This is a genomic window from Pseudomonas sp. S37 (assembly GCF_016658545.1).
Taxonomy (GTDB): domain Bacteria; phylum Pseudomonadota; class Gammaproteobacteria; order Pseudomonadales; family Pseudomonadaceae; genus Aquipseudomonas.
The window spans coordinates 1-12,373 of record NZ_JACVZC010000072.1; the positions used below are offsets into that span (position 1 = coordinate 1).

The following is a 12,373-nucleotide window of genomic DNA, read 5'->3' on the forward strand; positions in this document are numbered from 1 at the left end:
CTGTGCACCCCCGCCCCGGCCCGCCTGCCCATCGGCGAACCCATCGCCCAGGCCGCCACCGCCCAGGACCAGACCGACGAGGCCATCGGCGCCAGCATCGGCGTGTGGGAAAGCAGCCCGGGCGTATTCCGCCGTCACCTTAAAAACCGTGAATTCAGCCATATCGTCAGCGGCTGGTGCACCTTTACCCCCGACGGTGGCGAGCCGGTGGAGCTGCGCGCAGGTGATGCGGTGCTGTTTCCGGAAAATTGCGAGGGTGTGTGGGACATTCGCGAGACGCTACGCAAGACCTACGTACTGTTCTAAGGAAACCGTCGATGATCGAACGCATCAACCGCGGTCCACGGGCCAGCCAGATGGTGCTGGTGGGCGGCCGAATCGAAACCTCCGGCATTGTTGCCCTGGAGCCGGGCGATATCGCTGCGCAGACCCGCTGCGTGCTGGCTCAACTGGAGCAGTGGCTGGCGCAGATTGGCGCAGGCAAGGGCAACCTGACCCGCATGCAGATCTGGCTGGCCGACATGGGCGAGTTTGCCGCGATGAATGAGGTGTATGACGCCTGGGTCGGTGACCAGCCGCCGGTGCGGGCCTGCGTTGGGGCGGCGTTGGCGACGCCGGACTACCGCATCGAGATCCAGGCCTTCGGCCAGCTCTGAATACCCTCCTTGAACTCAGCGCGGTCCCTGTGGGAGCGGGTTTACCCGCGAAGCAAGCACCGCGGTGGATGGCACGGGCTTCGCCCGTGTTCGCGGGCAAGCCCGCTCCCACAGGGACCGTGCCAGCTTTTACAGATTGAACAAGGCAGTTGCCCCACAAACGGCAAGAACAGCGGCGGCTGGTTACAACTCCGGGTCCAGCCCCACCTTGTCGCCATGCCAGTCAAACCGCTCCACTTCATGCCGGCGCTTACGGAAACTGTACGGCGTCTCGCCATACTGCTTGCGAAACCACAGGATAAAGTGCGAAGCATCGGAAAACCCGCACGCCAAAGCGATGGTGGTGATGTTCTGGCTGGTGTTCACCAATAACCGCCTGGCATGGTCCAAACGCAACTTGCGCCAATAGTTGGCCGGCGGCTCCTGGGTGTTGGCAACGAACTCACGGTGCAACTGCCGGGGATGGGTGCCCACTGCTTCGGCTACGGCCTTGAGCGTCATCGACGCATCCAGGTTGGCGCGCATGAAGCTGATTGCCCGTTGCACCCGGTCGTTCTGGTACACGCTGTCGCTCGCGGCCTTGTCCTGTTGCTCGTCGGCACGCTCGTCCACCAGCAGATACTCCAGCCCCTTTTGCGCGCGCACCGCGCCACAATGGCGGCGGATCAGGTTGGCCGCCAGGTCGATGGCCGTTCCGCCCGGGCAGGTGATGATGCCGCGGTCGTCCACATAGCTTTTGTCGATCACCGCCGTGGACTGCGGAAAGCGTTCCTTGAACTCATCGCGCAAGGTGAAATGCAGCGCACAGCGCCGACCATCGAGTAGCCCGGCCTTGCCCAACACGAACGAACCTGAACACAGGGCAATGATCGGGATACCCGCCGCATGCACTTCGCGCAGGGCATCCAGCAGCCAGTCCGGCGGGTTGCGGGTTTCATCCAGCAGGCCACCGGCCAGCACGATGTAGTCGTACTGGGCAAACAGGTTCAACGGTTTGGTCGGCGAAATCGGCATGCCGCAGCTGGCGCTGATCGGCTGGTCGTCGAGGGTCATCCAGTCCCACTGGCAGAGCACCTGCTGGCTGCGGAATGACTTGTCGGCGGCGAAGCGTAGCGAGTCCACCAAACCGGCCACCGGTACCAGGGTGAAATGGTTCATCAGCACGAAGCCCACCCGCAACTCGGGCTTTACCTGGGCGGCAATGACGGGGGCGTGAGCCGGTGCAATCTGTTGTTCTATTTGTTGTTGAGCAACCATGGAGGCTGGCCTCATGACATCCGCAATAGCGCCATTCTAAGGCGCGCCCTGCGTCCGTCATATCATATGCATCCCCACAAATAGTAAATCCGTGACAAAAGGCGGTGCCGTTCTATCAATTGTCATGACTGTAATATCAGCCCCACTGCCACGCTGAGCATCATGTATGCACAAGACAAACATGCTCAGAGGCACCCCTCATGTACCGTGGATTCTGGTATGCCCAGGCGCTCGACCTGGACAGTGACCTGGCCCCTGCCCTGCAGGACTCGATTCAAGCCGATGTGTGCATCGTCGGCGGTGGCTTCCTTGGCCTGTGGTCGGCCATCCGCCTGAAGCAGGCGCACCCGGAAAAAACCATCGTCATCGTCGAGCGCGACCGCTGCGGCTCTGGCGCCAGTGGCCGTAACGGTGGCGTGGCCACCAACTGGTGGGGCAAGTACCTGTCGGTGCGCACCATCTGCGGCGACGTCGAAGCGCGGCGCATCTGCGAGGCGGCCGAGTCGGCCATCGACGAAATCGGCAGTTTCTGCCAGGAACACGGCATCGACGCCCAGTACCGCAAGGACGGCTGGCTGTGGACCGCCACCAACCAGCGGCAGATGAACTCCTGGCGCGTGCTTACCGACGGCCTGCAAAAGCTCGACGTCAACCCGTTTCAGGAACTCGACCGCCAGACCATTCGTGGCCGCGTCGGCTCACCGCTGGTGCTGGGCGGCATCTTCGACCCCAACGCTGCCACCGTGCAGCCGGCCATGCTCGCCCGCGGCCTGCGCCGGGTGGCTCTGAAACTGGGTGTGCAAATCTTCGAAAAGTCGCCGTTCACCCACCTGGAGCGCGGCAAACACCCGGTCGTGCACACCGCCAAGGGCCATGTGAAGGCCAACCACGTAGTGCTGGCGCTGAACGCCTGGGGCGCGCAGTTCCCCGAGCTGCGGCGGATGATCGCAATCATGTCCAGCGACATGGTCGCCACCGCGCCGGTCAAGGCCAAGCTCGACGCCATCGGCTTCAGCGGGGGCGAATGCATGACCGATTCGCGCACCGTGCTCAACTACTGGCGCAACACCCCGGACGGCCGCGTGGTGTTCGGCAAGCCGCTGGGCCAGTTCGCCTACGCCGGGCGCATCGGCAACCTGTATGAAAAGCCCTCGCCAGCCGCCGACAAGGTGGCCGCCGAACTGCGCCGGCTATACCCGCAACTGCAGGACGTACCGGTGGTCAGCAGCTGGACCGGGCCGATCGACCGGGCCATGAAAGGCCTGCCCAACTTCGGCTACCTCGACCAGCACCAGACCGTCAGCTATGGCATCGGCTTCTCGGGCAATGGCGTGGCGACCACGGTGTTCGCCAGCCGCATCATCAAGTCGCTGGCTACCCATGCCAACGACGAGTGGGCCAACTGTGGCCTGGTCAACCAGAAGATGAAATTGCTGCCGCCAGAGCCGTTCCGCTTCTTCGGCGCCCACCTGGTGCGCGATGCGCTGGTGCGCAAGGAGTCGCTGGAAGACCACGACCAGGACGCCGGCTTCATCACCCGCCAGCTGGTCGGCATGGCCCCGGCCGGTTACGTGCCGGCGCAGAAGAAATAAGGACCGCAGCATGAGCGAACATATTGTCTTCCTCGACGACGAAGGCCTGGCGCCTTCCACCCGCCTCAAGCGCCCTGACTGCAAGCACAGCTGGCAGCAGTTCGCCTACACCCACCCCGACCAGGTGCTGGAGCACCTGAAGGACGCCAGCGTGGCCCTGACCTGCAGCGTGCCGCTGCGTGAAGAGCACCTGCGCCAGTTGCCCAAGCTGAAAATGATCTCGCTGGCCCTGACCGGCCGCGACATCGTCGATGTCGACTACTGCGAGGCGCACGGCATCGAAGTGGCGAGCGTACCGGGCTATGCCGCCAATACCGTGGCCGAGCACAGCCTGGCGATGATCCTTGAACTGTTCCGCCGCCCGGCCGCGTTCACCCGGCTGATGCGCGAGGTGCATGCCGGCGAGAAGCCGCACCAGAACATCTACTTCAACCACCGCATCCGCGACGTGCGTGACAAGCAACTGGCGATTATCGGCAGCGGCCCGATCGCCCTGCGCCTGGCCCACCTGGCCCGGGCGTTCGGCATGCAGGTGCTGTTCGAGGACCGCTGCGGCAAGCGCAAAGGCCCTGACTGCCGGCCGCTGGCCGAGCTGCTGCAAAGCTGCGACGTGCTGTCGATCAACTGCCCGCTCACGGCCGAAACCCACAACCTGATCGATGCCGAACAACTGGCCCTGATGAAGCCCGATGCCGTGGTGGTCAACACGGGCCGCGGTGGCGTGGTCAACGAGGCGGCGCTGATCAAGGCACTGCAGGCCGGCCGCCTGGGTGGCGTGGCACTGGATGTGGTGGAAGTGGAGCCGCTGCACCCGAGCAACCCGCTGTTCCAGCTGATCGACCGCGACGACTTCCTGCTCAACCCGCACATCGCCTGGAGCAGCGAAGACGCCATGCAACAGCTGATGGACAGCGCCGTGGACAACATCAGCGACTTCGTCGCCCGCCAGCTTTCTGCCAAAAGGATCCGCAGCGCATGACCCTCGTTACCAAGAGCAGCTACGTCGACGGCGCCTTTGTTGCGCTCGGCAGCAGCACCGACATCCTGGAAAACCGCAACCCGTCCAACCCGGGTGAAGTGGTCGAACGCTTCGAGCGCGCCGACCAGCGCCTGACCGAACAGGCCATCGTCGCTGCCCGCCGCGCACAGCCGGCCTGGGCGCGCAGCAACCCGCAACAGCGCGCCGACGCGCTGGACTTCATCGGTACGGAAATCCTCGCCCGCCGCGAAGAACTGGCCACGCTGCTGGCCCGTGAAGAGGGCAAAGTGGTGCGCGAAGCGTTGGGCGAAGTGGACCGCGCCGGGCGCTCGTTCAAGTTCTACGCCCAGGAAGCCCTGCGCGCCGAAGGCGAGAAGTACCAGTCGGTGCGCCAGGACGTGGGCATCGACGTGTTCACCCAGCCGTTGGGCGTGGTCGGCATTATCGCGCCGTGGAACTTCCCTATTGCCATTCCGGCCTGGAAGATCGCCCCGGCGCTGTGCTTCGGCAACTGCGTGGTGTTCAAGCCCGCCGAACTGGTGCCGTCCTCGGCCTGGGCGCTGGCCGAGATCATCTCCCGCGCCGGTTTGCCGGCGGGTGTGTTCAACATGCTGATCGGCCCGGGGCGCAGTGTCGGTGACACGCTCATCCGCTCGCCGCTGGTCGACGGTATCAGCTTCACCGGCTCCGAACACACTGGCCGGCAGATCGCCCGCCTGGCGGCCGAAGGCATGAAGAAGGTGCAGCTGGAAATGGGCGGCAAGAACCCGCTGATCGTGCTGGATGACGCCGACCTGGAACAGGCCGTGGAAGTGGCACTGAACGGCTCGTTCTACAGCACCGGCCAGCGTTGCACGGCCAGTTCGCGGGTTATTGTGACCGCAGGTATTCATGACGCTTTCGTTGCGCGCCTGGCTGAGCGTACGCGTGCGCTGAAGGTGGGCGATGCACTGCAGGCCAGCACCGACATTGGCCCGGTGGTCGATAGCCGGCAGCTGGAGCAGAACCTGTCGTACGTGGCTGCGGGCCTGGAGCAGGGTGCGAAGCTGGTGTGTGGTGGCGAGCGCATCGACAACCAGGCCGGGGCGTTTTTCTTTACCCCGGCGCTGTTTACCGAGGTGACAGGGGACATGCGCATCTACCGCGAGGAAATCTTTGGCCCGGTGTTGAGCGTGCTCAAGGTGCGTGATTATGACGAAGCGTTTGCGGCGGCCGAGGATACGGCGTTTGGCTTGTCTGCCGGTATCGTGACCACCTCGCTGCGGCATGCCGAACACTTCAAGCGCAACAGTTCGGCGGGGATGGTGATGGTCAACCTGCCTACAGCCGGGGTGGATTATCACGTGCCGTTTGGCGGGAATGGCGCATCGAGCCTGGGTTCGCGTGAGCAAGGGACGCATGCGCGGCAGTTCTTTACCCGGGTGAAGACAACTTACCAACTCGCCTGACAGGGCCTTGGGGCCGCTTTGCGGCCCATCGCGACGCAAGGCCGCTCCTACAAGGGATCGCATACAGCCCCGGGCTGACGCGGCCCGGTGTAGGAGCGGCCTTGTGTCGCGATCGGGCTGCGCAGCAGCCCCCTGCAATCTCCAGCACAGAAAAGGGAACTACCAGCCCTTTGGCGCTTTCTTAAACACTGAGTGGTTTATTTCCCTGTGCTTCACGCTACTGGAGAACACGACATGCGCCACCTACTCCTCGCCCCTGCGCTGCTGCTCCTGCTGCCCGCCGGTGCCGCCCTGGCCCGCGTCGATGCGGGCGACGTCGCCACCTCGGCCGGTGTTTCCGCTTCGCTTTACTCCACCTTCAAGGATGACAAACGGATCATCCCGGCCCGTGACGAGCTTTCTGCCTTCGTCGCCAGTGGCGGTGCGATCCGCGGCGCCTATGTGGAAGCGGCGCTGGAGCAGGCTCGTAAAGACCATCCAGGGCTGCAGGCCAATGATGAAGAGTTGGCCCGGGCCATTCTTTCTCAGGATGACCGCATCGCTGATCATTGAAGTAGACCTGTACCGGCCCTTTCGCGGGTAAACCCGCTCCTACACGGACCGCAACCCCTGTAGGAGCGGGTTTACCCGCGAAGAGGCCCGTTCAGGCTTGTATCACCCCCAACCATCCATACGCATGGTCGCCCTGACCAGGCGCTGCTCTTCCTGCTCGATCTCCCGCAAACTGTCACGAATCCCGTTGATATGCTCGCGCGCCGCCCGCTGCGCCTGCTCCGGCAACTGCTCCATGACCGCGTGATACAACCGTGCATGCTGGCGATCGATCTGGCGCTTCTGCGCCGGCCGGCAATACAGGTTGTTGACCGAGGCAAACACCGTGCTCAAGGTCAGGTCACTGAGCGATTGCAGGGTATGCACCAGCACCGGGTTGTGCGAAGCCTCGCTGATCGCCCGGTGGAAGGCATGGTCACGACGGGCATGCCCACGGGCATCGAGCGCCTCGTCGGCCTCGTGCGCCGCCAGCATTTCTTCATAGCGCCGGCGAATCAGCAAGCGGTCGACCTCGGTGGCGCGCAACGCCGCCAGCCGCGCCGCTTCGGCCTCCAGCAACGCCCGCACCTCCAGCAGGTCGAACAGCGTGCGCGGCTGCGAGCTGAACAGGTGCATCAATGGCGTGACGCCGGCCTGCCCGGTCAGGTCGGCGACGAACGAACCGCGCCCCTGCTCGGTGTCGATGATGCCGCGCCCGCGCAAGATGCGCAGGCCTTCGCGCAGCGCGGAACGCGAACAACCCAGTTTTTCCACCAGGCGCCGTTCCGACGGCAGCGCCTGGCCTACCTTGAGCACGCCTTCGACGATCAGCCGTTCGACCCGCTCGGCCACCTGGTCGGCGACCTTGGCCTTGCCTTCCGTACCCACTGCGCACCCTCCCACTGGTAGGACCACTTCGACCATTGGTTCCAATCTAGCCGGGCTAAGCGGTCAATAACCAGTACCCGCTGCAAAAACTGGTAGGACCAGCCACCCCTGCACTCGACCTGGGCCACCGCCACGCGCAGGCTGCAACAGTGACCGCTTTGCCAACAACAACAAAAACCGTTGCCGAGTGAGCCCATGAATATCCTCTACGACGAACGCGTCGATGGCGCGTTGCCCAGCGTGGACCGGGCGCAGGTGTTGCAGGCGTTGCGCACTGCCCTGCCCGATCTCGAAATCCTGCACCGCGAAGAAGACCTCAAACCCTACGAATGCGATGGCCTGTCGGCCTACCGCACAGTGCCGCTGCTGGTGGCGCTGCCCGAACGCCTGGAGCAGGTGCAGACCCTGCTGAAGCTGTGCCACCAACACGGCATACCGGTTGTCGCACGTGGCGCTGGCACCGGCCTGTCGGGCGGCGCCCTGCCGCTGGCCAAAGGCATTTTGCTGGTGATGGCGCGTTTCAACCGCATCCTTGAAGTGAACCCGCAGGGGCGCTTCGCCCGCGTACAGCCCGGTGTGCGCAACCTGGCCATTTCCCAGGCCGCTGCGCCCCATGGTATGTACTACGCCCCCGACCCCTCCTCGCAAATTGCCTGCTCCATTGGCGGCAATGTCGCTGAAAACGCCGGGGGCGTGCACTGCCTGAAGTACGGCCTGACCGTGCACAACCTGCTCAAGGTAGAAATCCTCACCATCGAGGGCGAATGCCTGACGTTGGGCAGCGATGCGCTGGACAGTCCCGGTTTCGACCTGTTGGCCCTGTTCACCGGTTCCGAAGGCATACTTGGCATCGTCACCGAAGTCACCGTCAAGCTGCTGCCCAGGCCGCAAGTGGCGCGGGTGCTGCTGGCCAGCTTCGACAGCGTCGAGGATGCCGGCCGGGCAGTGGCCGAAATCATCGCCGCCGGCATCATCCCCGGCGGCCTGGAAATGATGGACAACCTGGCAATCCGCGCCGCCGAAGACTTCATCCACGCAGGCTACCCGGTGGACGCTGCGGCGATCCTGCTATGCGAACTGGATGGCGTCGAGGCCGACGTGCACGACGACTGCGAACGGGTCGCCGCAGTACTGACCCAGGCGGGCGCCCGTGAGGTACGGCTGGCCTGCGACGAGGCCGAACGCGTGCGCTTCTGGGCCGGGCGCAAGAATGCCTTCCCGGCCGTGGGGCGCATTTCCCCGGACTACTACTGCATGGACGGCACCATCCCGCGCCGCGAACTGCCGCGCGTGCTCAAAGGCATCAGCAACCTGTCCAGCGAATACGGCCTGCGCGTGGCCAACGTGTTCCATGCCGGCGACGGCAACATGCACCCGCTGATCCTGTTCGATGCCAACCTGCCGGGCGAACTGGAGCGCGCCGAAGCCATCGGCGGCAAGATCCTTGAACTGTGCGTGGCGGTGGGCGGCAGCATCACCGGCGAGCACGGCGTGGGCCGCGAGAAGATCAACCAGATGTGCGCGCAATTCAACAGCGACGAAATCACCCTGTTCCATGCGGTAAAGGCCGCTTTCGACCCGCAGGGCCTGCTCAACCCGGGCAAGAACATCCCCACCCTGCACCGCTGCGCCGAATTCGGCGCCTTGCATGTGCATCATGGGCAACTGCCCTTCCCCGAGCTGGAGCGCTTCTGATGAGCATGGACCGCGATAACAGCCAGGCCCTGCTGGAACAGGTCAACCAGGCCTTGAACCAAGGTACGCCGCTGCGCATTCAGGGCAGCAACAGCAAGGCCATGCTCGGTAATCCGGTGGAGGGCGAGGTGCTCGACACCCGCAGCCACTGCGGCATCGTAAGCTACGACCCGACCGAGCTGGTGCTCACTGCCCGCGCAGGCACACCGCTACGCGAAATCGAGGCGGCGCTGCACGAAGCCGGGCAGATGCTGCCCTGTGAGCCACCGCACCTGGGCCCCGAGTCAACTTTGGGCGGCATGGTCGCGGCGGGGTTGAGCGGCCCCCGCCGGCCGTGGTCCGGTTCGGTGCGCGACTATGTACTTGGCACGCGGGTGATCACCGGCCACGGCAAGCTGCTGCGCTTTGGTGGCGAAGTCATGAAGAACGTCGCCGGCTACGACGTATCACGGTTGATGGCAGGCAGCTTCGGTTGCCTGGGGCTGCTGACCGAAGTGTCGTTGAAAGTGCTGCCACGCCCGCGCCAGTGCCTGAGCCTGCGCCTGCCGATGGGCCGCCACGAAGCGCTGGCCGAGCTGGCCGAATGGGGCCAGCAGCCGCTGCCGATCAGTGCCGCCTGCCATGACGGCGAAGCGCTGTACCTACGCCTGGAAGGCGGCGAAGGCTCGGTGCAGTCGGCACGCCAACGGTTGGGTGGTGAAACCCTCGATAGCCGCTTCTGGAGCGACCTGCGTGAACAGCGCCTGGCCTTCTTCAGTGGCCCTGCCCCCCTGTGGCGCCTGTCCGTGCCCAACGCCTGCGGCGAGCTGGCGTTACCCGGCCAGCAGTTGCTCGACTGGGGCGGCGCCCAGCGCTGGCTCAAGTCAGGCGCAGAGGCACACGCCATTCGCCAACGGGTCGCCAAGGTGGGCGGCCACGCCACGTGCTACGCGCAGGGCGCAACCAGCAGCCCACCGCTGCCGGCTGCACTGATGCGCTATCACCGCGCGCTGAAACAGCAGCTCGACCCCCAGGGCATCTTCAACCCTGGCCGCCTGTACCCGGACCTGTGAGGCCAGACCATGCAAACCAACCTCAGCGAAACCTCCCGCCGCCTGGCCCGCGCCGACGAAGCCGAAAGCATCCTGCGTTCCTGCGTGCACTGTGGCTTCTGCACCGCAACCTGCCCCACCTACCAGTTGCTGGGCGATGAACTGGACGGGCCGCGCGGGCGCATTTACCTGATCAAGCAGGTGCTCGAAGGCGAGCCGATCACCGCCAGTACCCAGCTCCACCTGGACCGCTGCCTGACCTGCCGCAACTGCGAAACCACCTGCCCATCCGGGGTGAAATACCACGACCTGCTGGACATCGGCCGCGCCGTGGTCGAGCAGCAGGTAGCGCGCCCGCTCGGCCAGCGCCTGCTGCGCCAGGGCCTGCGTGCAGTGGTACCGCGCCCGGCACTGTTCAAGGCGCTGACCCGCAGCGGCCAGGCCCTGCGCCCGCTGCTGCCGGCCACGCTCAAGCGCAAGCTGCCGGCCCACGTCACGCCACCTGGCCAGCGCCCCACACCGCGCCATGCGCGCCGGGTGCTGATGCTCGAGGGCTGCGTGCAGCCGGCCCTGTCACCCAACACCAATGCCGCCGCCGCGCGCCTGCTCGACCGCCTTGGGATCAGCGTGCAACCGGTTCGCCAGGCGGGTTGCTGTGGCGCCGTGGACTACCACCTCAACGCCCAGGAACAAGGCCTGCAACGGGCGCGGCGCAATATCGACGCCTGGTGGCCGGCCATCGAAGCCGGGGCCGAGGCCATTGTGCAAACGGCCAGTGGCTGCGGCGCGTTCGTGCGTGATTACGGCCACCTGCTGGAAAAAGACCCCCAGTACGCCGACAAGGCTGCGCGGGTAAGCAGCTTGTCCCGCGATCTGGTAGAAGTACTGCGCGATGAGCCGGTCGAGCAGTTGGGCCTGTGCGCCGAGCAGCGCCTGGCCTTCCACTGCCCGTGCACCCTGCAGCATGCGCTGAAACTGGGCGGTGCGGTGGAGGCATTGCTGACGCGCCTGGGCTTTACGCTGACTGCGGTGCCCGATGGCCACCTGTGTTGCGGCTCGGCGGGCACCTATTCGCTGACCCAGCCTGAACTGTCCCTGCAACTGCGCGATAATCGTCTGAGCGCGCTGGAAAGCGGAAAACCGCAAGTCATCGCCACGGCCAACATCGGCTGCCAGACCCACCTCGACGGGGCTGGGCGCACGCCGGTACGGCACTGGATCGAAATCGTCGAAGCAGCCTTGAACCCGGAGACCTCCCATGCATAGCAAGTTCGTGATCGGCCAGGCCGATGTTGCCCGCGTGCTCAACGCCGCGCGCCAGGAAGCGCTGGCCCAGAACTGGAACGTGACCATCGCCGTGGTTGATGACGGCGGGCACCCGTTGGCCCTGGAGCGCCTGGACGGTTGTGCGCCCGCCAGTGCCTACATTGCCCTGGAGAAGGCCCGTACCTCAGCGCTGGGGCGCAAGGAAACCCGCGATTACGAGGAAATGGTCAACGGTGGCCGTACCGCGTTCGTTACTGCGCCGCTGCTGACCAGCCTGGAGGGCGGCGTGCCGCTGAAGGTGGAGGGCCAGGTGGTGGGCGCCATTGGCGTGTCCGGGGTCAAGTCCGAGCAGGATGCCCAGGTAGCCAAGGCCGGGGCTGCAGCCCTCTGAGTCCTGTGGTGGCCTATTCGCGGGTAAACCCGCTCCTACAAGGATCGCGCCCCTCCCTGGAACTGTGGGGTCCATGTAGGAGCGGGTTTACCCGCGAATAGGCCACCACAGGCAACATATTTCCAGCAGACCAAACGCGAGGCGAACAGACCACGCCACCCAACCAGAGGAAAACCAGAAATTTCCCACAAAATCCTCAGAAGCGTCCTACTTGTCCCCTCAACCTGAAGAAAACAAGATCGGCATGGGATGACTGTTCAGGGAAAACTCCGCATGCACGTGTACGCCCGCTCCATTGCCGAACTGCGCAGCAGCCTGCGCGAAATGCTCGCCCGTGACATCAACAACCCCGATGAAGACCCGCACCTGTCGGGGGTGATGTTCTTCTGTGCGACGGATGAGCCGACCCGCTTGTTGATCGAGCGCATCGAGTTGCTGGCCAGCGAAGTGTTCTTCGACCTGAACGGGCGGGCCATTACCGAGCATATGCGGGCGGCCGCAGTGGATGGCGTGTGCATCAAACGCAACCGCAAGGCGCCAGCGGACGAAACAGTCATACGCATAGCGCTGGCGGACAAGGGCTACATCACCGTGAGCACCGCACGGCTCTGATAGTTTTTCCGGGGCTGCTTTGCGGCC

General features: G+C 64.9%; 13 protein-coding genes. 11 read left to right on the top strand and 2 right to left on the bottom strand.

Annotation, left to right across the window (positions count from 1 at the left end; all coding sequences use genetic code 11):
* Both IAE39_RS19520 and IAE39_RS19525 read left to right on the top strand, forming a co-directional pair.
* Positions 1-306, top strand: a complete 306-nt coding sequence (locus tag IAE39_RS19520) for a cupin domain-containing protein (RefSeq protein ID WP_201205550.1) — start codon at positions 1-3, stop codon at positions 304-306.
* Between the two features lie 11 nt (positions 307-317).
* Entirely contained in the window at positions 318-656 is a 339-nt protein-coding gene (locus IAE39_RS19525) for a RidA family protein (RefSeq protein WP_201205552.1), read from the top strand.
* A 183-nt stretch (positions 657-839) separates the two neighbouring features.
* On the opposite strand, the gene IAE39_RS19530 is transcribed toward IAE39_RS19525, so the two are convergent.
* The gene (locus tag IAE39_RS19530; protein ID WP_201205554.1) at positions 840-1,913 is read right to left on the bottom strand and encodes a GlxA family transcriptional regulator; all 1,074 of its coding nucleotides are present in this window, start codon (positions 1,911-1,913) and stop codon (positions 840-842) included.
* A 200-nt stretch (positions 1,914-2,113) separates the two neighbouring features.
* Here IAE39_RS19530 and IAE39_RS19535 point away from each other — a divergent pair, with 200 nt between their 5' ends.
* The 4 genes from IAE39_RS19535 to IAE39_RS19550 all read left to right on the top strand — a co-directional run bounded on the left by IAE39_RS19535 (position 2,114) and on the right by IAE39_RS19550 (position 6,484).
* Positions 2,114-3,505 (top strand): NAD(P)/FAD-dependent oxidoreductase, encoded by a 1,392-nt coding sequence (locus IAE39_RS19535; RefSeq protein WP_201205556.1) that lies wholly within the window; start codon positions 2,114-2,116, stop codon positions 3,503-3,505.
* 10 nt (positions 3,506-3,515) lie between these two features.
* On the top strand, positions 3,516-4,484 hold the full coding sequence (locus IAE39_RS19540; RefSeq protein ID WP_201205558.1) for an NAD(P)-dependent oxidoreductase: 969 nt from the start codon (positions 3,516-3,518) through the stop codon (positions 4,482-4,484).
* A complete protein-coding gene (locus IAE39_RS19545) occupies positions 4,481-5,932 on the top strand; it encodes an aldehyde dehydrogenase family protein (protein ID WP_201205560.1) in 1,452 nt (483 codons plus the stop codon). The genes IAE39_RS19540 and IAE39_RS19545 overlap by 4 nt, the downstream gene beginning before the upstream one ends.
* Positions 5,933-6,166: 234 nt before the next feature.
* Positions 6,167-6,484, top strand: coding sequence for a DUF2388 domain-containing protein (locus IAE39_RS19550; RefSeq protein WP_201205562.1), 318 nt, complete (start codon positions 6,167-6,169; stop codon positions 6,482-6,484).
* 102 nt (positions 6,485-6,586) lie between these two features.
* Here IAE39_RS19550 and glcC read toward each other — a convergent pair whose 3' ends face one another.
* Complete coding sequence (gene glcC, locus IAE39_RS19555) at positions 6,587-7,387, bottom strand: transcriptional regulator GlcC (RefSeq protein ID WP_201205564.1); 801 nt, start codon at positions 7,385-7,387, stop codon at positions 6,587-6,589.
* Positions 7,388-7,546: 159 nt separating this feature from the next.
* Here glcC and glcD point away from each other — a divergent pair, with 159 nt between their 5' ends.
* From glcD to IAE39_RS19580, 5 genes are all read left to right on the top strand, one after another.
* A complete protein-coding gene (gene glcD, locus IAE39_RS19560; protein WP_201205565.1) occupies positions 7,547-9,046 on the top strand; it encodes a glycolate oxidase subunit GlcD in 1,500 nt (499 codons plus the stop codon).
* A complete protein-coding gene (glcE, locus tag IAE39_RS19565) occupies positions 9,046-10,098 on the top strand; it encodes a glycolate oxidase subunit GlcE (protein ID WP_201205567.1) in 1,053 nt (350 codons plus the stop codon). The genes glcD and glcE overlap by 1 nt, the downstream gene beginning before the upstream one ends.
* Positions 10,099-10,107: 9 nt before the next feature.
* On the top strand, positions 10,108-11,343 hold the full coding sequence (gene glcF, locus IAE39_RS19570; RefSeq protein ID WP_201205568.1) for a glycolate oxidase subunit GlcF: 1,236 nt from the start codon (positions 10,108-10,110) through the stop codon (positions 11,341-11,343).
* Positions 11,336-11,734, top strand: a complete 399-nt coding sequence (locus tag IAE39_RS19575; RefSeq protein WP_201205571.1) for a heme-binding protein — start codon at positions 11,336-11,338, stop codon at positions 11,732-11,734. Before glcF ends, IAE39_RS19575 begins: the two co-directional genes overlap by 8 nt.
* Positions 11,735-12,007: 273 nt before the next feature.
* Positions 12,008-12,346 carry a hypothetical protein gene (locus IAE39_RS19580; protein ID WP_201205572.1) on the top strand — a complete coding sequence of 113 codons (339 nt, stop codon included), beginning with the start codon at positions 12,008-12,010 and terminating at the stop codon, positions 12,344-12,346.
* Positions 12,347-12,373: the final 27 nt, after the last annotated feature.

Excerpts from the sequence above, each read along its gene's own strand:
- IAE39_RS19525 (WP_201205552.1), top strand. The coding sequence starts at position 318 with ATGATCGAACGCATCAACCGCGGTCCACGGGCCAGCCAGATGGTGCTG.
- IAE39_RS19530 (WP_201205554.1), bottom strand. The coding sequence starts at position 1,913 with ATGGTTGCTCAACAACAAATAGAACAACAGATTGCACCGGCTCACGCC.
- IAE39_RS19535 (WP_201205556.1), top strand. The coding sequence starts at position 2,114 with ATGTACCGTGGATTCTGGTATGCCCAGGCGCTCGACCTGGACAGTGAC.
- IAE39_RS19540 (WP_201205558.1), top strand. The coding sequence starts at position 3,516 with ATGAGCGAACATATTGTCTTCCTCGACGACGAAGGCCTGGCGCCTTCC.
- IAE39_RS19545 (WP_201205560.1), top strand. The coding sequence starts at position 4,481 with ATGACCCTCGTTACCAAGAGCAGCTACGTCGACGGCGCCTTTGTTGCG.
- IAE39_RS19550 (WP_201205562.1), top strand. The coding sequence starts at position 6,167 with ATGCGCCACCTACTCCTCGCCCCTGCGCTGCTGCTCCTGCTGCCCGCC.
- glcC (WP_201205564.1), bottom strand. The coding sequence starts at position 7,387 with ATGGTCGAAGTGGTCCTACCAGTGGGAGGGTGCGCAGTGGGTACGGAA.
- glcD (WP_201205565.1), top strand. The coding sequence starts at position 7,547 with ATGAATATCCTCTACGACGAACGCGTCGATGGCGCGTTGCCCAGCGTG.
- glcE (WP_201205567.1), top strand. The coding sequence starts at position 9,046 with ATGAGCATGGACCGCGATAACAGCCAGGCCCTGCTGGAACAGGTCAAC.
- glcF (WP_201205568.1), top strand. The coding sequence starts at position 10,108 with ATGCAAACCAACCTCAGCGAAACCTCCCGCCGCCTGGCCCGCGCCGAC.
- IAE39_RS19575 (WP_201205571.1), top strand. The coding sequence starts at position 11,336 with ATGCATAGCAAGTTCGTGATCGGCCAGGCCGATGTTGCCCGCGTGCTC.
- IAE39_RS19580 (WP_201205572.1), top strand. The coding sequence starts at position 12,008 with ATGCACGTGTACGCCCGCTCCATTGCCGAACTGCGCAGCAGCCTGCGC.